The 21,438-nt window shown below is 42.4% G+C and carries 21 protein-coding genes; 18 read left to right on the top strand and 3 right to left on the bottom strand.

Annotated features, from left to right (window positions below):
• The first annotated feature begins 56 nt into the window (after positions 1-56).
• From ACH32G_RS15265 to ACH32G_RS15250, 4 genes are all read left to right on the top strand, one after another.
• The gene (locus ACH32G_RS15265; protein ID WP_047476418.1) at positions 57-923 is read left to right on the top strand and encodes an STAS domain-containing protein; all 867 of its coding nucleotides are present in this window, start codon (positions 57-59) and stop codon (positions 921-923) included.
• Positions 924-1,205: 282 nt separating this feature from the next.
• The gene (locus tag ACH32G_RS15260; protein WP_016936952.1) at positions 1,206-1,382 is read left to right on the top strand and encodes a YezD family protein; all 177 of its coding nucleotides are present in this window, start codon (positions 1,206-1,208) and stop codon (positions 1,380-1,382) included.
• A gap of 29 nt (positions 1,383-1,411) precedes the next feature.
• On the top strand, positions 1,412-1,714 hold the full coding sequence (locus ACH32G_RS15255) for a hypothetical protein (protein WP_049628053.1): 303 nt from the start codon (positions 1,412-1,414) through the stop codon (positions 1,712-1,714).
• 90 nt (positions 1,715-1,804) lie between these two features.
• Positions 1,805-2,449 (top strand): Bax inhibitor-1/YccA family protein, encoded by a 645-nt coding sequence (locus tag ACH32G_RS15250; protein ID WP_016936954.1) that lies wholly within the window; start codon positions 1,805-1,807, stop codon positions 2,447-2,449.
• Positions 2,450-2,485: 36 nt separating this feature from the next.
• Here ACH32G_RS15250 and ACH32G_RS15245 read toward each other — a convergent pair whose 3' ends face one another.
• On the bottom strand, positions 2,486-2,998 hold the full coding sequence (locus ACH32G_RS15245) for a MarR family winged helix-turn-helix transcriptional regulator (protein ID WP_366971633.1): 513 nt from the start codon (positions 2,996-2,998) through the stop codon (positions 2,486-2,488).
• A 149-nt stretch (positions 2,999-3,147) separates the two neighbouring features.
• Between ACH32G_RS15245 and ACH32G_RS15240 the strand changes: the two genes are divergently transcribed.
• A complete protein-coding gene (locus tag ACH32G_RS15240) occupies positions 3,148-4,269 on the top strand; it encodes an FAD-dependent oxidoreductase (protein WP_448814530.1) in 1,122 nt (373 codons plus the stop codon).
• Between the two features lie 36 nt (positions 4,270-4,305).
• On the opposite strand, the gene ACH32G_RS15235 is transcribed toward ACH32G_RS15240, so the two are convergent.
• Positions 4,306-5,376 (bottom strand): DUF3900 domain-containing protein, encoded by a 1,071-nt coding sequence (locus ACH32G_RS15235; protein WP_099744466.1) that lies wholly within the window; start codon positions 5,374-5,376, stop codon positions 4,306-4,308.
• A 160-nt stretch (positions 5,377-5,536) separates the two neighbouring features.
• Between ACH32G_RS15235 and ACH32G_RS15230 the strand changes: the two genes are divergently transcribed.
• The 6 genes from ACH32G_RS15230 (at position 5,537) to ACH32G_RS15205 (ending at position 12,302) form a co-directional block, all read left to right on the top strand.
• Entirely contained in the window at positions 5,537-8,722 is a 3,186-nt protein-coding gene (locus ACH32G_RS15230) for a bifunctional cytochrome P450/NADPH--P450 reductase (RefSeq protein ID WP_448814529.1), read from the top strand.
• Between the two features lie 258 nt (positions 8,723-8,980).
• Entirely contained in the window at positions 8,981-9,574 is a 594-nt protein-coding gene (locus ACH32G_RS15225; RefSeq protein WP_049628058.1) for a hypothetical protein, read from the top strand.
• Entirely contained in the window at positions 9,567-9,878 is a 312-nt protein-coding gene (locus ACH32G_RS15220) for a winged helix-turn-helix domain-containing protein (protein WP_326351672.1), read from the top strand. Before ACH32G_RS15225 ends, ACH32G_RS15220 begins: the two co-directional genes overlap by 8 nt.
• Positions 9,879-10,769, top strand: a complete 891-nt coding sequence (locus ACH32G_RS15215) for an ABC transporter ATP-binding protein (protein WP_448814528.1) — start codon at positions 9,879-9,881, stop codon at positions 10,767-10,769.
• Between the two features lie 14 nt (positions 10,770-10,783).
• Positions 10,784-11,524 carry an ABC transporter permease gene (locus ACH32G_RS15210; protein ID WP_049628061.1) on the top strand — a complete coding sequence of 247 codons (741 nt, stop codon included), beginning with the start codon at positions 10,784-10,786 and terminating at the stop codon, positions 11,522-11,524.
• The gene (locus ACH32G_RS15205; protein WP_231595051.1) at positions 11,487-12,302 is read left to right on the top strand and encodes a pentapeptide repeat-containing protein; all 816 of its coding nucleotides are present in this window, start codon (positions 11,487-11,489) and stop codon (positions 12,300-12,302) included. The genes ACH32G_RS15210 and ACH32G_RS15205 overlap by 38 nt, the downstream gene beginning before the upstream one ends.
• Positions 12,303-12,365: 63 nt before the next feature.
• Here the strand turns inward: ACH32G_RS15205 and pznA are convergent, their stop codons facing one another.
• Positions 12,366-12,491, bottom strand: a complete 126-nt coding sequence (gene pznA, locus ACH32G_RS15200) for a TOMM peptide plantazolicin (protein WP_157662605.1) — start codon at positions 12,489-12,491, stop codon at positions 12,366-12,368.
• 960 nt (positions 12,492-13,451) lie between these two features.
• Between pznA and ACH32G_RS15195 the strand changes: the two genes are divergently transcribed.
• From ACH32G_RS15195 to ACH32G_RS15165, 7 genes are all read left to right on the top strand, one after another.
• The gene (locus ACH32G_RS15195) at positions 13,452-14,156 is read left to right on the top strand and encodes a hypothetical protein (protein ID WP_414831511.1); all 705 of its coding nucleotides are present in this window, start codon (positions 13,452-13,454) and stop codon (positions 14,154-14,156) included.
• A 12-nt stretch (positions 14,157-14,168) separates the two neighbouring features.
• Positions 14,169-15,161, top strand: a complete 993-nt coding sequence (locus tag ACH32G_RS15190; RefSeq protein WP_448814527.1) for a TOMM precursor leader peptide-binding protein — start codon at positions 14,169-14,171, stop codon at positions 15,159-15,161.
• Between the two features lie 2 nt (positions 15,162-15,163).
• A complete protein-coding gene (locus tag ACH32G_RS15185) occupies positions 15,164-16,510 on the top strand; it encodes a YcaO-like family protein (protein WP_448814526.1) in 1,347 nt (448 codons plus the stop codon).
• A gap of 26 nt (positions 16,511-16,536) precedes the next feature.
• Complete coding sequence (locus ACH32G_RS15180) at positions 16,537-17,346, top strand: SagB/ThcOx family dehydrogenase (protein ID WP_448814525.1); 810 nt, start codon at positions 16,537-16,539, stop codon at positions 17,344-17,346.
• Positions 17,346-18,020 (top strand): CPBP family glutamic-type intramembrane protease, encoded by a 675-nt coding sequence (locus ACH32G_RS15175; protein ID WP_414831507.1) that lies wholly within the window; start codon positions 17,346-17,348, stop codon positions 18,018-18,020. Before ACH32G_RS15180 ends, ACH32G_RS15175 begins: the two co-directional genes overlap by 1 nt.
• Positions 18,021-18,044: 24 nt before the next feature.
• The gene (locus ACH32G_RS15170) at positions 18,045-18,857 is read left to right on the top strand and encodes a class I SAM-dependent methyltransferase (RefSeq protein WP_448814524.1); all 813 of its coding nucleotides are present in this window, start codon (positions 18,045-18,047) and stop codon (positions 18,855-18,857) included.
• A 464-nt stretch (positions 18,858-19,321) separates the two neighbouring features.
• On the top strand, positions 19,322-21,250 hold the full coding sequence (locus ACH32G_RS15165; protein WP_448814523.1) for an LTA synthase family protein: 1,929 nt from the start codon (positions 19,322-19,324) through the stop codon (positions 21,248-21,250).
• Positions 21,251-21,438: the final 188 nt, after the last annotated feature.

Genomic DNA, 21,438 nt, shown 5'->3' with positions numbered 1-21,438 from the left:
GCAATTCCGATTTATAATTTAGACAAAAGTACATATTCTTGAAAGAGGAGACGGCAGTGAACAAAGACCAATTACTTCATGATTATATTATTACACATTCGGCCGAGCTGACGGAAAAATGGCTCAAGCTGAGACGGAAGCTGAGAGGGCATTTTTATTCTGCGGATCAATTAAGTGAGGAAATGAAACAGCTGCTGATCGAGCAGCATACCTTTACGAACACGGCCGTCGCAAGCGCTTTTTTGGAAGACCCGGCTGTTTTTCAGCATAACAAAGAAAAATGGGCCGCACAGGTAGCGAAAAGCAGAGTGGAGCAGGACGCGCAGGTTCATGAGGTCGTTGAAGCGATCGGCAATTCAAGAACCGTCTTTTGGGATGCGGTCACCCGTTTTATAGATGAGCATCAGGATATCGTAACAAAAGAGGATGTCCGCCGCTGGAATCACCTTGTTAACAGCTCATTTGATCAGCTGATGACGGATTTTACTGAACAGTATCAGACATTAATGATCGCGAGGCTGTCATCTCAGCAGGAGCTTATTTCTGAATTGAGCTGTCCGGTTATTTTGATCGCGGATACGATCGGCACTCTGCCGCTCATCGGCGCGATTGATACGAGACGGGCGCGCGTGATATTGGAGACGGTGCCGGAAAACTGTGTCGCCAAACGGATCACAAACCTTGTGATTGATCTGTCCGGTGTGCCCATTGTCGATACGATGGTGGCGCAGCAATTGTACATGCTGTCGAAAACGTTATTTCTCCTCGGCATCAGAACCGTGTTTTCCGGCATTCGGCCTGATGTGGCACAGACTTCTATCCAATTGGGACTTGATTTTTCAGCGTATCAAACCTACGGCTCTCTGGAACAGGCGCTCGCCAGCATGGGTGTCACATGTACGATCGAGGAAACAAAAGCATAGAAAAAAAGTGCTCCGGCCAGAGGCGGGGCGCTTTTTTTGTCAGCGGGAAACAATTACGATTATCCGGTCAATTGAAGGCATATTATGTTCCTTTTTTAAAAAGGAGATCATATGCCTTTTTTTATGCAGAGAAAGAGAAAAGAAATCATATCCAAAAATCGTGTAAATGTTATTGATTTTTGGAGGGAAACATAATAGTATAATTATATATTTCTTATCAGAATAGTATGAATTAAAAATCATTGTCTTAAGATGAACGGCCAGACATAAAGGGGGAGCATGATGACGTCCAAAGGAAACGTAGATCCGCATGTGGTTGAAAAGATTATCAGTGCGCTGGAAACGATCGATTTCGGGACTGTTCAGATTACGGTTCATAATTCCCAAGTGACACAAATTGATAAGGTGGAGAAATATCGATTTTCCCTGAAGAGCAAAGAAGCAAAACAGCAATCTTAAAAAACGGCCAATGACAGGAGGCGGTACATATGAAGCATTCAACTGTTCCTTTCCGGGAGAGCCGGTATCTGCACCTGCCCGAAGTGCGCTTTCTGCATTGGTGCACGAAGCAATACGGCATAAATAAAGGTGTGCTGAATACAATTGACGGCTGGTTTTATGATGCGGGCATCATTCCCGTTCCCGTCAGGCGCCTTTATGTGCTGGCGTTTCTCGATTATGCGAAAACGCCGGGACAGAAGGGGAATATCCGATTCGGGCACGGCGGATTGACGAAAAAACTGTATGATTTCATGAATATGCAGGAGTGTGCAGCAAAACGCCAGGCCTGATATCCTTAAAATCTTCTTAAAATCATGCAAATTTCTCCCATTTTATTTATAATAGACCTATCACGATCATTTTTTGGGAGGACTTTTGACATGCAAACTGCTGCTTATGAGAGCAAACAATCTATTATGCAGCGCATTATAACGGTATTTGTGTTTACGCTGTTAGTTGCGACAATCGGTCTGTATACCGGCCAGTTCATTCCGCCGGCATTGATGCTGCCGCTTTCGATCTTAGAGGTCGTCATGATCTTCGCGGCGTTTTGGCTGCGCCGAAAAAAAGCCGTCGGATATGCGTTTGTGTTTTCATTCGCTTTTATTTCCGGAATGACGCTGTTTCCGATTATCAGCCATTATGCGTCCGCAGCGGGCGCCTATGTCGTATTGGAGGCATTCGGCTCTTCGTTTGTGATTTTTGCGGTGCTCGGCACGATCGGCGCTAAGACGAAAAAGGACTTGTCGTTTTTATGGTCCTTCTTGCTTGTCGCTGTTATCGCGCTTCTCGCGGTGGGGATCTTTAATATTTTCAGCCCGCTGAATTCCGCCGCTATGATGGCGTATTCCGTCATCGGAACGATTGTGTTTTCAATGTACATCTTATACGACCTGAACCAGATCAAACACCGTGACATCACGGCGGATCTGATTCCTTTGATGGCATTGACGCTTTATATCGACTTTATCAACCTGTTTATCAACCTGCTTCGGTTTTTCGGGATTTTAAACAGTGATGATTAACCGCGCGAAAAAGGCGCCCTGCTAAAGGGGCGCCTTTTATGTTCTGCCGCCGGAAAACAGCAGAATCTTATCAAATAATACTTCAAGCATTTTTGTGAAGGCCGCTTTTTCTTCAGCGGTGAAGTTTTCCATGACACCTGAAATTTTAGAAAAGTGGCTGGGGAGGAACAGCATCAGCTTTTCTTTTCCTTCCGTTGTGAGCTCGATGCTGATTTTTCGTCTGTCGCCGGTATGCCGGCTGCGGTTTACAAAGCCGTCCCGTGCGAGTCCGTCGATCAATCCGGTGATGGTCGCTTTGGTGACGTTGGATTTTTTTGCCAGCTCCGTCGGACTCAGGCTGCGGCCAGGTGCGTCAAACAGAAACATTAAAATTTTGAATTTGCCTTCTGACAATCCGTGACTTGAGAAATAATGCTCCATGACATGATTCATTTTTTTCGCCATATCAAATAAAGTCAAAAATGTTTTCAATGAGTCAGCATCCATATCGGCGTAAATCTCAGCGTGTCCGGCAATCTGCGAGTAATCCGGCAAATCTCTCAATTCCATTTTTGTAAGCCTCCGTACATTTTTGTGATTCAAAGTATAAGCTTGCCGGGTTCAAAAGGCAACTTATAAAGATTGACAGTTTTTCAGCCTATATAGTAAGGTGGCTAATAGTTAATGGGTGGTAAATATATAGAGAAGGCGGTATCGTGATGAACCATGAAGTGAAGAAGATCATCATAGCGGGCGGAGGGATCGGCGGCTTGTCCGCAGCGATTTCTCTCGGGAGAGCGGGTTTTGAAGTGACCCTTTGCGAGGCGGCGTCCGACATGCGAAAAAGCGGAGCGGGCATTCTCCAGCCTCAAAATGCGCTGCGGGTGCTGAGGGAAATCGGTGTGTATGAAGAATGCTGCCAACACGGCTTTCAAACGGAATGGCTGAAGCAGCATGATGAAAACGGAACGCTGCTGTTTAAAGTAAGTGAGGCGTTTTTAGATGATTCATTGCCTGGGAGGAATAATATACTTCGGCAAGCCTTAAATGATGTCCTCAGAAAGCATGCTGAAGCGGCGGGGGTTACGATTCTGCTGGGGAAAAGAGTCGTATCTTACGAAGAAACAGCAGATGAAATAACGGTGCATTTCGCAGACGGAACCGCGCTGACGGCTGACATTCTCGCCGGTTTTGACGGCATCCGCTCTGCTGTCCGTGATCAAATGCTGCAAAGGGAAGTGGAAACGGAGTATCTCGGCATGGGGGCGCACAGATTTTACATCTCTTTTCCCGAGCCGATATTTCATGATTCGACATTGATGTTTAAAAAAGGGCAGACGCAGGTCGGGGTCGTGCCGCTGTCCGAAAAAACAGGATACGTATTTATTATCCGTCCGTATGACGCTGACTTCAGGGATGACGAGGACACGCGTTTTGAACGGGTGAAAGACTTGCTGCGCGGATTTCCGGGAGTGAAGTTTGTGACAGAAAATATGTCAAAGGAATATCCCGTTTTGTTTCATAAGGTTGAGCAGATGGCGGTCAAAGAGCCGTGGCACAGAGGCCGCGTCGTTCTCGGCGGGGATGCCGTCCATGCAGGAGCGCCGACATTGGCGCAGGGCGCGGCGATGGCGATTGAAGACGCGATCGTGCTTAGTGAAGAACTGCAAAAGCACAAAAACCATGAAACTGCATGCCAAGCATACTTCGAACGACGGGCGGAGCGGGCTTTACGGGTGCAGAATCTCTCATCTGAAATCGTCCGCCGCGAGATAAAGGGAACGCCCGGCATCCAAGACATCATCGGTGAATGCTATCGGTTGCTCAAAGAGCCTTATTAAATAAAGAAAGTCCAGAACATGGCGTCTGGACTTTTGTCAGTCTTGTTCAGATTTATTCCGTATCCGCTCAATCACCTCATGCAGCCCCTCAGGCCTGTGAAACTCCACCGGCGAACTGCCTTTTTCAAACGAGATCGTCTCCGCCTCAATGAGCGCGACATAGCGCCCGTTTACTTTTGCGAGATGGATGGTTTCGCCGAAATCGGCCAGCAATCCTTTAATCTCTGTTTCTCCGACTTTCATTTTCAGCTCGGCTTCCGGCGTATGTTCAATGATCTGGGCAGATGCCTCGATGACTTGATGGGTGTCGAGGCGTTCCTGAATTTCCCGCTTTTCACTCGCTTCCCAAATTTCAATGTCATGCTCAAACTGCTGAAGCTCTTCGCTGTTTTCTTCAAAGGTTTCATACACGTGCTCCTGCACCATATTCATGACTTGGTTTTTCATGATTTCCGGCATCGATTCGCCGTATTCGACAAATTTGAGAAAGTCCTCAAAATAACGGGCATGCGAGGCTTGGTGGATTTTCAGCTCGTGCTCTTCCGTCATGCCTTCTTCCGGCATATACGGATATTGAATGCTTTTCATGTTTTTTGTCGTGATGGCCATTTCGACCTTTTTAATGAGAGATGAGGCGTCTGAAATCCGGGCGACCTTCGGCTCGAAATCGCATTTCATCATAAAGACGAACTTGTCCTCAAAATATTTACGCGGCACAGCCGATGCCACGATAAAAACACCGCCGCGAACGGCGCTCGTGTCCAGATAAGTGCGGACGAACTGCTCGCTTGCTTCGATAAATGCATCCTTCGTATCCGCAAGTCTGGCACGGTTGAAAAGGTTGTAATTCGGATTTGAATCAAGCTCATGACCCGGCTCCGTGATAAAATGGCCGATTTTTGTGGGGACCTGCTCGGATTGCGGATGCCGTTCGGCTTTCCGTTTGACGATTTTCTTCAATTCCCCGTCAAGGAAATCCTTCAGCTCGCTTTCTTCAAATTCTTCCGTATCAAGCGTCTGGAAATGTTTGAACTGTTTGTTTGCCTGTTCGTCTTTTCCTTCCACTTGAATGACATAAAACGATAAAAACTTGATTTCAAAATCCATATATGAACTCACCTTATTTCTGTATTTGACAAGCCTCTCCAGTATAGAAAAAACCGTTAATGATCGTCAATGAGGATTGCCCGCCCTGGCGGATAATCGGCGGGTGAAAAGGGCACTGTAGTTGGAAGAAACGCATTCCGTTTAAGAAAGGGTGTTATTCATGAAGGAAACAAGTCCGATTCCGCAGCCGAAGACGTTCGGCCCGCTCGGAAATCTTCCTTTGCTTGATAAAGACAAGCCCACCATGTCGCTTCTCAAACTGGCAAATGAGCAGGGGCCTATTTTTCAGCTGCATACGCCGGCGGGTACGATTATCGTCGTGTCCGGCCATGAACTGGTGAAAGAGGTTTGTGATGAAGAGCGGTTCGATAAAAGCATTGAAGGGGCTTTGGAGAAAGTCCGCGCGTTTGCCGGTGACGGGCTGTTTACAAGCTGGACGCATGAGCCCAACTGGCGAAAGGCACATAATATTCTGATGCCGACCTTCAGCCAGCGCGCGATGAAAGATTATCATGCGATGATGACGGATATCGCGGTGCAGCTGATTCAAAAATGGGCAAGGCTGAACCCGGATGAGGCCGTTGATGTGCCTGCCGATATGACCCGGCTGACGCTCGATACGATCGGGCTGTGCGGTTTTAACTATCGGTTTAACAGTTATTACAGGGAAACGCCTCACCCGTTTATCAACAGCATGGTGCGCGCCCTTGATGAAGCGATGCACCAAATGCAGCGCCTTGATGTTCAGGATAAGCTCATGATCAGGACGAAGCGCCAATTTCATCACGACATTCAGGCGATGTTTTCGTTAGTAGACAGTATTATCGCAGAGCGTAAGTCAGACGGCGGCCGGGATGAAAAGGATCTGCTGGCCAGAATGCTGAATGAGGAAGACCCGGAAACAGGCGAAAAACTAGACGATGAAAATATCCGCTTTCAAATCATCACGTTTTTAATTGCCGGCCATGAAACGACAAGCGGCCTGCTTTCCTTTGCCATCTACTTTCTGCTGAAGCATCCCCGTGTTTTGGAAAAAGCCTATGAGGAAGCCGATCGGGTATTGACCGATCCCGTTCCTTCATATAAACAAGTGCTGGATCTTACTTATATCCGGATGATTTTGCAGGAGTCATTGCGCCTATGGCCGACCGCGCCTGCGTTCAGTCTTTATGCGAAAGAGGATACGGTGATCGGCGGGAAATATCCGATCACGGCAAAAGACAGAATTTCCGTCTTAATTCCTCAGCTTCACCGTGATAAAGAGGCGTGGGGTGACAATGCGGAGGAATTTTATCCGGAGCGGTTTGAACATCCGGATCAAGTGCCCCACCATGCGTACAAGCCGTTCGGAAACGGTCAGAGGGCGTGTATCGGTATGCAGTTCGCCCTGCACGAAGCAACTCTTGTTCTGGGTATGATTCTTCAGCATTTTACCTTTACAGACCACACCGATTATGAGTTGGATATTAAACAAACATTAACGCTCAAGCCCGACGATTTTCATATTCGGGTGCGGCCGCGAAACAAAGAAGCCGTTTCGGCTGCTCTCCCGGCGGCTGAAAAAGCGGCAGAAGGCGTCAAAAAAGAAAAACAGGAGACAAAAGGCGCTTCCATTATCGGACTTGATAACCGTCCGCTTCTGATTCTGTACGGCTCAGATACGAGAACTGCAGAAGGCGTGGCGCGGGAGCTTGCCGATACTGCCGGGATGCACGGCGTCCGTACTGAAACAGCGCCCTTGAATGACCGGATCGGAAAACTGCCGAAAGAAGGAGCGCTCTTGATCATTACATCCTCTTATAACGGAAAGCCTCCGAGCAACGCGGGGCAATTCGTGCAATGGCTTGAAGAAGTCAAACCCGGGGAACTGAAAGGCGTCCGATATGCCGTCTTCGGCTGCGGTGACCATAACTGGGCGGCGACATATCAGGCCGTTCCGAGACTGATTGATGAAAAACTTGCCGAAAAAGGGGCGGAACGCTTTTCTGCCCGCGGCGAAGGAGATGTCAGCGGCGATTTTGAAGGACAGCTTGATGAATGGAAAAAAAGGATGTGGGCGGACGCCATGAAAGCGTTCGATCTCAAGCTGAATGAAAATGCCGAAAAAGAGCGAAGTACGCTGGGCCTTCAATTTGTGAGCGGGCTTGGCGGCTCCCCTTTGGCACAGACGTATGAAGCGGTTTACGCCTCCGTTGCGGAAAACAGGGAGCTTCAGGCGCCGGAAAGCGGCCGGAGCACAAGGCATATTGAAATCATTCTGCCGAAAGAGGCTGCTTACAATGAGGGGGATCATCTCGGCGTTCTGCCTGTAAACAGCAAAGAGCAGGTCGGCCGTGTTCTCCGCCGGTATAATCTGAACGGGAACGATCAAGTGCTGCTGACGGCCAGCGGACAGAGCGCGGCTCATCTCCCGCTCGATCGGCCGGTCAGGCTGCACGATCTTCTGAGCAGCTGTGTCGAATTGCAGGAAGCGGCATCAAGGGCGCAAATCCGGGAAATGGCTGCTTATACGGTCTGCCCGCCGCACAAACGGGAATTGGAAGATTTACTCGGAGAGGGCGTCTATCAGGAGCAAATCTTAACATTGCGCGTCTCAATGCTCGATCTCCTTGAAAAATATGAAGCGTGTGAACTGCCGTTTGAGCGATTTCTGGAGCTTTTGCGTCCGCTGAAGCCGCGTTATTATTCGATTTCCAGCTCACCGCGGAAACATCCCGGGCAGGCTTCAATTACCGTCGGCGTCGTTCGCGGCCCCGCCCGGAGCGGTTTGGGGGAGTATCGCGGAGTCGCTTCGAATTATTTGGCGGAACGCAGCCCTGAGGATGGTATCGTGATATTTGTCCGCACTCCGGAAACAAGGTTCCGGCTGCCCGAAGACCCGGGAAAACCGATTATTATGGTCGGTCCCGGCACAGGAGTCGCCCCCTTCCGCGGATTTCTGCAGGCACGCGCGGCGTTAAAAGGAGAAGGGAAAGAGCTGGGGGAAGCTCATCTGTATTTCGGATGCAGAAACGATTATGATTTTATTTACCGTGATGAGCTTGAAGGTTATGAAAAAGACGGAGTCGTGACGCTTCATACGGCGTTTTCACGCAAAGAAGGCGTGCCGAAAACGTATGTGCAGCACGTCATGACGGAAGATGCCGAAGCTTTAATTTCGATCCTTGACCGGGGAGGGCATCTATACGTATGCGGCGACGGAAGCAAAATGGCGCCTGATGTAGAGGCAGCACTGCAAAAAGCGTATCAGTCGGTTCACGAAACAGATGCACGGCAAGCGCAAGAATGGATTTTGGATCTCCAAGCAAAGGGCATTTACGCAAAAGATGTCTGGGCCGGCATTTGACCGATTTGATGAAAAGGACTGGATGACTCCAGTCTTTTTTCCTTCAAGATAATGAATTGCTTTCCAATCCTTTGTTGTGAGATCTTATAACAAGGTAAGGATGCCTCACAGTGATGGAAGGATATCAGCGCCAAGAGTCCCATCTACTGTTTAAAATTAAATAGTTGCGCCTATTTCGGGTGAAACACCTTTACAAATTTATGGAATTAGAATATACTCTGTTTCACAAAGTACTTTGTGAAAAGAGGAGCCTGTCTTATGTCAAATCAGAATTTTCGTGAATCAGAGATAGCTGAAAACTTATCTCATATCAAAGTCTTGACGAACTACAAGACTGAGTACTCAAGGCAAACCAGTCCATATTTCATTATTTGGGGCTGCATATGGATTATTGCGTATTCCGTTTCTTTATTTAAGGTACTTTCTGTAGTACTTGCTTGTGTCTGGTTAATACTGGCAGTATTAGGGTGGATACTGACTTTGAAGACATATCTTAAGCAGAAACAATTTGATCCCATGCCCACTTTCTTAAAGAATCAATTAAAATATGCATGGATTGGATTCATATTAGTGGTATGCATTTTTGTTTTTCTGATTTTAATGGGGTTATTGCCGCGAACAGGAGAATTTCTATCGTTTTTGATTGTTTTAATGGTGTCTATTATGTACATATTTTTAGGCATCGTGTTAACAAAAGAGATTTTTGTTATGGGATTTTGGCTGAGCATACTCGGTATGCTTACATTCTGCTTATTTCCTGATGCAATGAATATTGTTTTTGCATTTATTGGCGGAGGCAGCCTATTACTTACAGGAATGATTTTGAAAAGAAAAGGGCAAGGAAATGAGTAATGTTAACAATATCAATGATTTAATACATGCAAAAGTACGGTTGGGAATTATGAGTTTACTGATGACTTATGATAAATGTGATTTTACTTTCCTGAAAAAGTCATTAGACATCACAGATGGTAATTTAGGTTCGCATCTGAAAAAGTTAGAGGATGCAGCTTATATAGAACTAACCAAGAAGTTCGTATCCAAAAAGCCAAAGACTATTGTTCAGATTACAAAAGAAGGGAAAGCAGCCTACAAGGAGTACATTAATACAATTGAATCCATATTTAAAATAAATAACAGTGGGGGAATGGTGTAAATGCTGCAAGTTGAACATATAAGTAAGCGCTATGGCACGACTCTGGCTTTGGACAATGTGGCTTTAACAATTCCGAAAGGAGTCTGCTATGGACTTGTTGGACCGAACGGATCCGGTAAATCCACCTTAATTAAGATCATCTCGCGCATCATCCGGGAATATGACGGTAAGATTGAATTTGTCGGCAATGAAAATGGCAGACTGGGTTATGTTCCGCAGGATATCAGCCTTGAAGAAAAATTAACTGCAAAGACCAATATGGAGTTTTTCGGAAAGGTGCACGGGCTGAATGGCTTAAAACTAAAGCAAACAACAAAAAAACTGTTAGAAGATATCGGGTTGTTAGAAAGGGCAAATGACGTTGTGGAGAACTTTTCTGGAGGAATGAAGCGCCGTTTAAATATCGGGTGTGCATTAATGCACGATCCAGACTTAATTATTCTAGATGAGCCGACGGTAGGCGTGGATCCGCAATCACGCCGCTACATTTTTAAAATCGTAAATCGACTCAAAAAAGCCGGTAAAACCATTATTTATGTGAGTCATTACATGGAAGAGATTGAAACTCTTTGTGACTATGTAGCTTTTATTGACAGAGGGCAAATTATCGATGAAGGAGAAATAAATGAACTGCTTAAACGACATGAAGAATCATCTATTATGTTTAACTCCTCGTTGTCTCATGAATTAATAAAGAGCCATGGTTTTGAGTTTTCAGTCGTTAATTCAGGGCTGATAATAAAAACCAAAGAACCTTTAGAAACCATGGAGCGCTTAATTAGGATCAGTAAGGAAAACAATATTGTGCCTCATCAGTTGTTTTTATATAAGCCAAAATTAGAAGATGTATTCTTTAAACTTACCGGCACTGATTTGCGTGATGAAGAATAAAGGGGGAATTTATAATGTTACCGCTCGCTCAAATTGAAACGATAAAACAGTTAAAGGATAAGTCTCTGTTTTTTTGGACGATCATATTACCTATTGTGTCCATCATATTGCTGATTGAGCTATTTACGACAGACAGTACAAACAAAACTTTAGTAGCTTCACAATCTGTAACCGGTATGAGCGTATTCTTTTCTACATTCATTATTATCTCCATCGTTATAAGTTTTGTAAAGGATCGGGAAAAAGGAATTGTATCAAGACTAGCAAGCACTCCTTTAAAGCCTTATAACTTCTTCTTAGGAAAAAGTATCCCTTTTTTAGTCATAACTTTTATGCAAATTCTTCTCCTTTCTGTTCTAGGAATATTTCTGTATGGTATTGAAATTAATAATTTTCTGGCGTATCTGTGGGTTGTTGTGTTGATATCTTTACTGGTTACATCCTGGGGAGTTGCTATTTCGGTCTTTGCCAAGACTGAAAATACAGGTTTGGTCATGACTAATGTTATTGCATTAGGTACTGCTGTTGTTTGTGGTTTATGGACCCCTTACGAACAATTACCAAGCTACCTTCAAACCATTGGAATGCTCTTTCCGCAGTACTGGGCGCATCAGGGGTTAATTCAATCGGTCTCGACGATATCGGGAGGAGAAAGTCTAATATGGGTGACATTTGTTGTACTGGGCTATACAATACTAGGATTTATAGTTTCTCTAATTGGATACAGATATTACATTAAAATGGCGAGAAATTAGACCGCTGAAGAATTGGGACATTAAAACGCAGTTGGGACCAAAAGGAGAGTGGGAAATGATTAGTGAAACTCTAAAACTGTATGTCGAGACTCAATTTAAAAAGTACGAAAGAAATTCGTTACTGAGCAGAAAAAAAACGGAGCTTTTAACTAAGATTCATGATAGAAGTATTAGCCTAGAAGCAGAGGGTATGACAAGGCTGGATATTGAGAAGTTGCTTATACGCGAAATAGAATCCAAAAGCTTGGCGGTCGATACCAGTGACCTAAATATAGATAAATCCAATGTATTAAAACTCAAGAAAAAGGTGTTTATAAATAAGAATTTACAAAAAACAGAAGATTTTGAGCCAGTAAATGCCGAGTACTATCTTAGTGACTTTAAAAGTGCACTCCTTCAGAATATCAATGTTGAACACTCTGTCTTCAAAAACTGCTACTTCAAGAAATTCTCATGTAAAGACTCCGCCATCATAGAATCGACATTCAACAAAAGTGATCTTAGCCAGTCGAAATATGACACATGTAAACTTGAACATATTCTTTATACGGGTTGTCACCTGCCAAAAGTCAGTTTTACAGACACCTCCATCCTGCATACCTTCTTTAAGAGCTGTTACCTAAAGAAAGTAACCTTTACGAACTGTAATCTAATTAATATTCGATTTGAATCTTGTGATATTGCAAATGTTGAAATTACAGGAGGTAAAATGGATAAAACAACATACCGTGTACTGCAAGAAGAGGGGACTTCATTACATTCAGTAGAATTAATTTGAATTTCAATGATAAAGAAGCATAGACCAATAAGAATTATCTTATTGGTCTATTTGTCTTAGAGGTTAGAACGTAGATGAACTAGAGATGATTGTGGTACAAGTACAGCGTGCAGCCATTGGCTCGAATAGATGTTGACCTTCTCCGTGTACACTTGCGATAAGAGCGGTTGGCACTTTGATTTGAGTCATAATTTTTACCTCCTCCATATTTATCGACAAAGAATTCATCGATATGTACCATATTGTGATTTATATGGACAATATTGTCAACCTAAATATGGAATTTTTTTGTGACATAGATAATGAATTTATAATGAGCAGAATGGTTTAAGTTTAAGAAGCTTAATTAATATAAATTTAGTTAAAATTGTAAATTAATAATTCTGAATTTTATATTTGATCAGAAAGATAGTATGTGTTTTAATAGGGTTATGGGAATAAATACTATTTTATTTAAGTGGAACAACCCAACTTGTTAGGAAAAAGGAAATGTTGTTTGAAGTTAAAGCCCAGTCAGATCAGGCGAATTGCATAGGCTGATCAGGATTTTAGGGAGGAGTCTTTAATAGGGAATGTCAAAATTCGGAAGGGGATTGGAGCTTTGTCTGTTGGACAAAAGGGATTCTGTCCAGCTGCTTAGATTTACTCAGGGCTTTTTGAACCCTGTAATGATTCTGGTATTACCTATGCAATCTTCAGAAGCTTCTTCAGATAGTATTACAAAAATCAAAAATTGATTTAATAATATTTCTGTGTATTCGTAACTCGCTGTATTATTTTGTCATAGAGAGATGACCAGGCAGACTCTGGGGATCTAGTAGGAGGAAGTAATACGTATTATCTTATTTGTTTTTCTCAGGATACCATCCTTTGTTTATTTTTCAAGAAATCTCAAACTGTATTATTATGGTATTTAACTTCTGATCCTAACTAACTTAATCTTTTATGCTGATATTTTTATTTGTTGCTGCCTGTCTCAACTGCTATTGTTCAACCCACTTTTTGTTAAGGCATTTGTTTCATGGGAATTATCAAAACTTCAACTTCCATATTAAGGTTTAATTTGATTATGTTTACTTTTATGCTTATCTTTCTGATGACAAATTATGAAGTAAATCGAGTGGGATTATTGATTAGGAGGTATTGGACGTGAAAATTCACTACATGGGAGTCAGGGAACCCCTGAAAAAAATATTGGAGGATAAGGCGGCTGAGCTCTATGATTATCCATTGCAAATTATAGATTTAGGTGGATCAATAAAGTACGAAAGGGATTCTTTCATTAACTCTTTTGATTTGGATGCCGAAACAATCATACTTTCAAACCGGAGATATAATTTGAATGATGAATTAGGTTACGTGGAGACAGAGTTACTACAAAAATATAAAAAAAGTATTTTATACAGAACATCTCCTTTGGATATCGGAATCGAGTTGTATAGAGGATGGGCAGCAGCCACAGGAATACTGCTCACTGCTTTTTCACCGATAGGCGTAAATTGGATTTCCACTCAAGATGTTGCGTCTGCATGCTTAATCTCAAAAAAAGAGGTAAATGTTCGCGCAGGGAAAGCCTTTGACCTAACCGGAGCGGAAGTTATTAGTATGGAAAGACTCAAAGATATATTTGAACAAGATTTAGCGATGCAGATAGATTTACAATGTAAAAATAAAGAAGAAGCGATCAGTATGCTGATGCAAAACAACATGCCATTAGATTTAATAGAATGGTTGGTAGACTATCAGATACAATCTTCCGATGACCGACTAGAACCATCTACTAATATTCTGGAACAGATAATTGGGCATCCGCCAAATGCAGCTCAATTATTTGAACATAAACAAATTAATTAAGGAGGAATATACATGTCTCAACAAACTCAATCCATTCAAACGGCTGTAAGGTTCAAATTAGCTCCCCATATTACGTTGGGAGAATTGGAAGGAAGCCTGTTAAGCTTTAAAGCACAATCCATTACAAAAGTTGATGGAGAAGGAATTGTTGAATTCTTTGAGGCAATTTCAGAATATCTTGTATGTGAAAATGGAGTCTCAATTGAAGAGCTGCACCAAAGGTTCAATCTCGAGAAAGATCAGTTAAGAAACGTCTTCGATTTCCTGGTGACGAATGGATTGTGTATACAATCAACTTCTAATTTTGACATGACTGCTTTTCTGGCATTTGAGAGGGCAGGAGGACAAGTGGAAGTCAACCAGATCTTACATAGATTAAAGACAAGCATAGTGGAAGTAGTAGCAAGTAAGAAAAATAACCTAGCAAGAACCCTTGCTAATAGCTTGCAAGAAACGGGGTTAAATATAGCATGTAAAGAAAAATTAGATAATGAGAAGCCTTCGATACGTATTGCTGTAGCAGCTTCGCATTTGGACCCGCTGCTAGAGCAAGTAAATGATCAGTCATTAGAAGATCATGTCCCTTGGTTATGTGTTATTCCATACGATGGTCAGACAGCTTGGATTGGTCCATTTTTCATCCCGCACAAGTCTGCATGTCTCCATTGTTATAACCTGCGTAAGTCAGCAAACTTTTCAGATGAGGTATTTCGTTCAGAATTGTTGAAGGTCAAGCCAGTCAACGTTGCGAAACAACCGGTATATAATCATCCAGTTAATTTGGTACAGGCAGGAATAGCGAATAATCTTGTCACAGAGTGGATTACACTAAGAGATTATGCACCAAGCGCTGTTCCGGGTGGTTTTTTAACTGTCAATTTGGATGACAGAGGAGTTTCAGTTGATAATCATCGTGTATATAGAGTACCGAGATGCCAAAAGTGTTCTCCTGCCGCTGACACAGGGTTTCCTCAAGTATGGTATCACGGTGAGGTGGCCAGATAATTATGGTAAGTAAATGGACTACATTAGAAGATTCATGGAAAGTCCTTGATAGTTTGGCTGATCCATACGTAGGTATAGTGAGAAGAGAGTATCGGAAATTACGCGATGTGGATGACGTTTGGGGACACTCGTACGGTGCTCACGGTACGGACAGTGAAATTTTATTCGGAATCCCTTCTAATTCTTATAATGGAGGCGGATCGGATAATCCAGCTGCGGCAAGACTAGCTGCTATTGGGGAAACAGTGGAAAGATATAGTGCAGCATATCTGCCGTTGGATTCCGATGTTGTATGTTTTGGATCACAAAAGGAATTAGAGAGGGAGAATAAACGGTTAATTGGATATAAAGATTGGGAATTGTACGCTCCAACTCAATTCAATGATCCTATATTTCCTCATGAAGTTTGGAACGAAAATACCAAGTTGTGGTGGAGAAAAGGGACATATGCTAAAACAAATGAGGAAGTATGGACTCCGGGGCAACTAACCCATATCGCCAATCATACGGAATGGCCTGGGGACACTAATATAGGTCATGCTACGAGTAATGGTCTTGCTTGTGGAATTACCTTTGAAGAAGCAGCCATATCTGGTTTGTTTGAAACAGTTGAAAGGGATGCTTTTATGCTTACATGGTATAACAGGCTGAGCTTACCTCAGATTGATGTGAATTCTTCTCCGAGATTAAAACGTTTTTATGAAAGATATATTAAACCTACATCATTGCAACTGAATTTAGTTGATATGTCTGTATTTTCAGGCATTCCTTCTGTGCTGGCAGTTGTCAGAAACCCACATACAGATTTAGCCCCTTTTGCAATTGGAGCTGCCTCCTCTTATTCAATAGAAAGAGCTTGTGAAAAGGCAGCAATTGAAGGAATGTATACAAGAACTTGGGTCAAGACCGAACAACGTTTAGGCAACGCATTAGTGAATGCAGATTTTAATAAGGATATCAACAGTTTTGAGGATCATATCAAGCTTTACGCAGGAACTGATATCGTCAAGGAAGCCGATTTCCTTACAAGCAACAGTACTTTAGTTGATGTTAACCAATTTGAGTCATTCGATGATAGTTCACCTGATGTTCTTTGGAATAATTTAAATGATCACTTGTATGAAAAAGGTTTTAAAGTAGCTACATTTGACTTAACAAGTCCTGATATAAAAGCTGCCGGAGCTTATGTGGTAAAGTCCATCATTCCAGGGTTTAAACCTATAGATGTCCTTTACAGAGGAAGAATGTTGGGTGGAGAACGTATATTACGACATTCTTACGATTTAGGGTTAGTACCAGAGCCGTTTACAATCGAAACACTTAATCCAGTACCTCATCCATTCCCATAAATATTAAAGTGAAAGGGGTTGACGAAATGAAAGAGATTGAAAGGCATGCCACTAATTTGGTTGATGTAGTCTATGGCAATGAAAAACTAAGATTTGATGATCCTTCTGAGAACTGGTTTGAGGCTTCGAAAGTTTATCGAAACTCCATGGCGTGGGACGCGCCAGGGGTAGCAGGTCTAATGAGATCTGCAACATTACAGAAGATCGCTACTCATGCAGGTAAAAGGTTTGATGACTTGCCATTAATTACATTACCTTCCCCGTTGAAGACAAGTGTATCACTAGATGAAGTTATTCAAAGTAGGAGAAGTATCGAACAGTTTAACGGTAATGACATAACATTAGCACAGCTTTCTACCATTTTACAGGGTAGTTATGGATTAATTGAGCGTCCTGAGGGTCCTAGACGCCCTATTCCTTCTGGCGGAGCCCTTTATCCGTTGGATCTGTATGTTGTTAGCAATAAGGTGGCTTCTTTGGAGAAAGGTATATATCACTTTGATCCTTATAGAAAGGGTCTCGTTCATCTAGGGAAATATTCTGAAGAGGATTTTGGAAGAATAATGTTACAAGAAGATGCTGTAAAGGACTTTTCTTTCGCTGTAGTCATTTCGGCTAGCTTTTGGAGATCAAGATTTAAATATGGTCATCGTTCGTATCGATTTATATTTATTGAAGCAGGTCATCTGATGCAGAATATGATTTTATTGGCCACTGCCCAAAATATTCACAGCCGTCCATACGGAGGGTTTATAGATGATGAGCTCATGGACCTTATTGGTGGCCATAATGGAGTAGACGATGCTCCTATATATACTTTAGTTGCAGGAACATGATGGAGTTTAGGGCTTGCATCTTTATAGGGATCCTGATTCATTTGATGGGTCCCTATGTTTCAAAGCTAACAGTTATGTATCAAATCAGGCATAGAACTAAGGAAAATAAACTGACTCGTCTTATAACACCGCAGCGCAGTTATGATATTATCACCGTTTTTGGTGGAATTATGTGTTGCAGCATCTTCTTATTAGATGATAACTTTTTTTTAATACACAGCAATAATGCGTACTGTGTTTTATTATTTAGTGGCTTAGGTTTCTTTTTTCCTTATGTTATCTGGAAGGGGAAAAACAAATCTGTTGTATTTGTTAAAAGAAAAGTAAATAAACTTGATACATTGATTTTCCTGCCCTTATGCGCGGTTTCAGAGGAATTAATATGGAGAATTTGTATTCCTTTTCTATTTAAACTACACTTCTTTGATTCTGTATTATTGTGTACGTGTATTAGCTCGATAGGATTTTTACTGCTCCATATTCCCCTTGGTGGTGTAAAGTCAGCCCCCTATATGACTGTATTTACTGTAATAGCTGTAATAGCTGCACAATTTGATTTTTTATCAGCAGCTGCATTCCATATTGTGCATAATTTAACTATCCAGTGTTTTCGTCCTGTCAGCAAAAAGAAAATAAATACATCTTCGCCGACAATGTCTCAAGCAGAGTGGTAAACTCTTTGGAGGTGTCGCAGTTATATGGAAATTGAAACAATTATCAGAGAGTCAGAAGCCAACAGAATTCAAGCACAAACATGGTTTTCTCATCCTGAGAAAAGTAAAGTGAGCTTTCAGTATGATGAGAGGGAAACCTCATCCATTAGAAGTATTTCAATTGAGACATTTCTGTCGTTTTACTCCAGTAATTTTAATAGAGAGCCGTATTCTATATTAGATATTGGTTGCGGACAGGGGCAAGTAATTAAATATTTGAACAATCGGTTTCAAGAGATCGAACTGACAGGTATTGATTCCTCTGTCCAAGCAATTTCTTCAGCAAAAAACCTCGGTATTAATGCAGATTTTATATGTTCAAATGCAGAAAATATTATGCAATATGTGTCTAAGAAGTATGACATCATATTCATACATCTATGTTTTGGACTCTTTAAGAATCCTCTTGCTGTTGTAAATACACTCATCCATCTATTATCAGATCAATCATGTATTTATATTGTAGACTTGGATAGAAGGAGTTTGGGAGAGGGCCTTAACACAGCTCAGTCTCGTGAGGAAGAAGCCTATTTAAAAGATCAGTATCGCGCTTCTTTAACATTAGAAGAATTTAAACAGCTGCTGCGTGTTGTGACCAAAGAACAAAATGGGGTGTCATTTCATGTGGGTAATTCCTTTATTGGCGGGTTTGATGAAACCAGTTCGCAATTTTTTTCACTAATTAGAAACAAAAATTTGCAAGACGCGTTAAGGACCGGTGGTGGAGAACAGTTTAAGCAGTCACAAATGCCAGCTCTGCTGCATGGGTGGATTATAAAAAACAAAAGGTATACGTGAAGAAAGCATTTTTGTATAACGTCAGGATCTCGGGAATAATTTGACGGCGCAAGGACTGTAAACATTCAGTCCTTTTTTGCATCGGCGGAAAAAAATATTCAAGTTTTTCAATCCCTTTGCATACAATAACTTCAGCCCGCCTGTCGGGCGGCTGCCTTTGATATTCATTTTTCGTTTTTAAGTAGTTTGTGTTATTCTTATATTTGGTATCTCCTAGTTTCAGACCGGGTCTGAAACGGTGCCTTTTAATGCCAGAAAAAAATGTGAAACGAAGAACGGATATCCTGCGTCTAATGGCTGGCGGGATAAGATGTTCAATGGGCATGACACGAATGATAAATATATCGTTTATTAAAATGGTGTGTTTATGGGGCTGTGTGATGCTTTCGTTTTGCTCGGAAAGCAGGAATTGAAGCAAAAAGTAAGAATACAGATTTAAAGTGTTTAGGAAAGTAGAGGTTGCCATGAAGAAATTATTTTCTTACAGACTTAGTTTTTTTGTACTGGCTATTATTTTGTTTTGGGCCAAAACGTATTTAGCCTATCATGCTGAATTCAACCTTGGGGTGAAGGGGCCGACGCAGCAGTTTCTGCTAGTGATCAATCCGTTCTCAAGCGCCATTTTCTTTTTAGGACTGGCATTGTTTGCGAAAGGCCGCAAATCAGCGATTATCATGGTGATTATTGATTTCATCATGACGTTTATTTTGTATGCGAATATCCTATTCTATCGATTCTTCGATGATTTCTTGACATTCCCTAACTTAAAGCAATCCGGTAATGTCGGAAATATGGGAGACGGCATCTTCAGCATTATGTCCGGCCATGATATTTTGTACTTTGTTGACATTATTATTTTAATCGCACTTCTGGTGTGGAGACGTGAGCTGAAGGAATTCAAGCTGAAAAAACGGTATACGTCTTTAATTATCGTGACGGGTATTGTTTTGTTCTTTGTTAACTTGGCGATTGCCGAAGAGGACCGCCCGGAGCTGCTGACAAGAACGTTTGACCGCAATTACATTGTAAAATACTTAGGTCTTTATAATTACACGATTTATGACGGCGTGCAGACGGCGCAGACGGAAACGCAGCGGGCATATGCAAGCAGCGATGACCTGACGAGCGTTGAGAACTACACATCGTCGCATTATGCGAAGCCGAACGCCGAGTATTTCGGCAAGGCCAAAGGCAAAAATATCATTAAGATTCACTTGGAAAGTTTCCAATCGTTTTTAATCAACTACAAACTTGACGGAAAAGAAGTCACGCCGTTCCTGAATAAACTCGCCCGCGGCGGTGAGGACATGACGTACTTTGATAACTTTTTCCACCAAACAGGCCAAGGTAAAACATCTGACGCCGAGCTGATGATGGATAACAGCCTGTTCGGACTGCCTGAAGGGTCAGCCTTCGTGACAAAAGGGGAAAACACGTATCAATCGCTTCCTGCCATCCTTGACCAAAGTGAAGGCTATACAAGCGCCGTTTTACACGGTGACTACAAATCATTCTGGAACCGTGATCAGATTTACAAACATATCGGCTATGACAAATTCTTTGATGCCAGCACATACGATATGTCTGATGACAACCTTGTCAATATGGGACTGAAGGATAAACCGTTCTTCAAAGAATCCATTCCGAAGCTTAAATCGCTGAAACAGCCGTTCTATGCGCATTTGCTCACGCTGACGAACCATTATCCGTTTACGCTTGATGAAAAAGACGCAACGATCGAAAAAGCGAAAACGGGCGATGCGACTGTAGATGACTATTTCCAGACGGCGCGTTATCTTGACGAAGCGCTTGAACAGTTCTTTAAAGATCTGAAGTCATCCGGTTTATATGACAACTCGGTGATTATGATTTACGGAGACCACTACGGAATCTCTGAAAACCATAACCGCGCGATGAAAGAAATTCTCGGCAAAGAAATTACGCCTTATCAAAACGCGCAGAACCAGCGTGTGCCGCTTATGCTTCACATCCCTGGCAAAAAAGGCGGAGTGAACCATACATTCGGCGGTGAAATGGATGTTGTGCCGACGATCCTTCATTTGGAAGGCATCGATTCTAAGAAATATATTAATTTCGGTACCGATCTCTTCTCGAAAGACCATGATGATACGGTGACGTTCCGTAACGGAGACTACGTCACGCCGAAATATACTTCTATCTCCAATGTCGTATACGATACGAAGACAGGAAAAGAACTGAAAGGCAATCAGGAAACGAAAAACCTGAAAGCCAGAGTCACAGAGCAGCTGAAGCTGTCTGACAGCGTGATGTACAAAGACCTGCTCAGATTCCACAAATTGAGCGACTTTATGCCGGTTGATCCGTCTAAATATCATTACGGCAAAGAAAAGCTTAATGAGGATAATAAATAATAGAAAGAGCCTTACGGATGGTTTTCCGTGAGGCTCTTTTTTTGTGTGTATCTTCACCAATCTGAAAAAAGAGAGAGCTTTCGGTCACAAAGGGCGCCAATCTCTCATATCTTAGAGTAGATTTTGAAACCGGTGATAGAGAATCGGACAAATTATCCGGTTGGTTTCTCTTGTACGGGCGGTTTCGA

Source organism: Bacillus sp. CIS52, assembly GCF_053545315.1.
The sequence above is the reverse complement of the archived record's forward strand: the minus strand, read 5'-3'. Positions and strand labels throughout refer to the sequence as shown.

Coding starts and splice junctions, on each gene's coding strand:
- ACH32G_RS15260 (WP_016936952.1), top strand. CDS start 1,206: ATGACGTCCAAAGGAAACGTAGATCCGCATGTGGTTGAAAAGATTATC.
- ACH32G_RS15255 (WP_049628053.1), top strand. CDS start 1,412: ATGAAGCATTCAACTGTTCCTTTCCGGGAGAGCCGGTATCTGCACCTG.
- ACH32G_RS15250 (WP_016936954.1), top strand. CDS start 1,805: ATGCAAACTGCTGCTTATGAGAGCAAACAATCTATTATGCAGCGCATT.
- ACH32G_RS15245 (WP_366971633.1), bottom strand. CDS start 2,998: ATGGAATTGAGAGATTTGCCGGATTACTCGCAGATTGCCGGACACGCT.
- ACH32G_RS15240 (WP_448814530.1), top strand. CDS start 3,148: ATGAACCATGAAGTGAAGAAGATCATCATAGCGGGCGGAGGGATCGGC.
- ACH32G_RS15235 (WP_099744466.1), bottom strand. CDS start 5,376: ATGGATTTTGAAATCAAGTTTTTATCGTTTTATGTCATTCAAGTGGAA.
- ACH32G_RS15230 (WP_448814529.1), top strand. CDS start 5,537: ATGAAGGAAACAAGTCCGATTCCGCAGCCGAAGACGTTCGGCCCGCTC.
- ACH32G_RS15225 (WP_049628058.1), top strand. CDS start 8,981: ATGTCAAATCAGAATTTTCGTGAATCAGAGATAGCTGAAAACTTATCT.
- ACH32G_RS15220 (WP_326351672.1), top strand. CDS start 9,567: ATGAGTAATGTTAACAATATCAATGATTTAATACATGCAAAAGTACGG.
- ACH32G_RS15215 (WP_448814528.1), top strand. CDS start 9,879: ATGCTGCAAGTTGAACATATAAGTAAGCGCTATGGCACGACTCTGGCT.
- ACH32G_RS15210 (WP_049628061.1), top strand. CDS start 10,784: ATGTTACCGCTCGCTCAAATTGAAACGATAAAACAGTTAAAGGATAAG.
- pznA (WP_157662605.1), bottom strand. CDS start 12,491: ATGACTCAAATCAAAGTGCCAACCGCTCTTATCGCAAGTGTACACGGA.
- ACH32G_RS15190 (WP_448814527.1), top strand. CDS start 14,169: ATGTCTCAACAAACTCAATCCATTCAAACGGCTGTAAGGTTCAAATTA.
- ACH32G_RS15185 (WP_448814526.1), top strand. CDS start 15,164: ATGGTAAGTAAATGGACTACATTAGAAGATTCATGGAAAGTCCTTGAT.
- ACH32G_RS15180 (WP_448814525.1), top strand. CDS start 16,537: ATGAAAGAGATTGAAAGGCATGCCACTAATTTGGTTGATGTAGTCTAT.
- ACH32G_RS15175 (WP_414831507.1), top strand. CDS start 17,346: ATGGAGTTTAGGGCTTGCATCTTTATAGGGATCCTGATTCATTTGATG.
- ACH32G_RS15170 (WP_448814524.1), top strand. CDS start 18,045: ATGGAAATTGAAACAATTATCAGAGAGTCAGAAGCCAACAGAATTCAA.
- ACH32G_RS15165 (WP_448814523.1), top strand. CDS start 19,322: ATGAAGAAATTATTTTCTTACAGACTTAGTTTTTTTGTACTGGCTATT.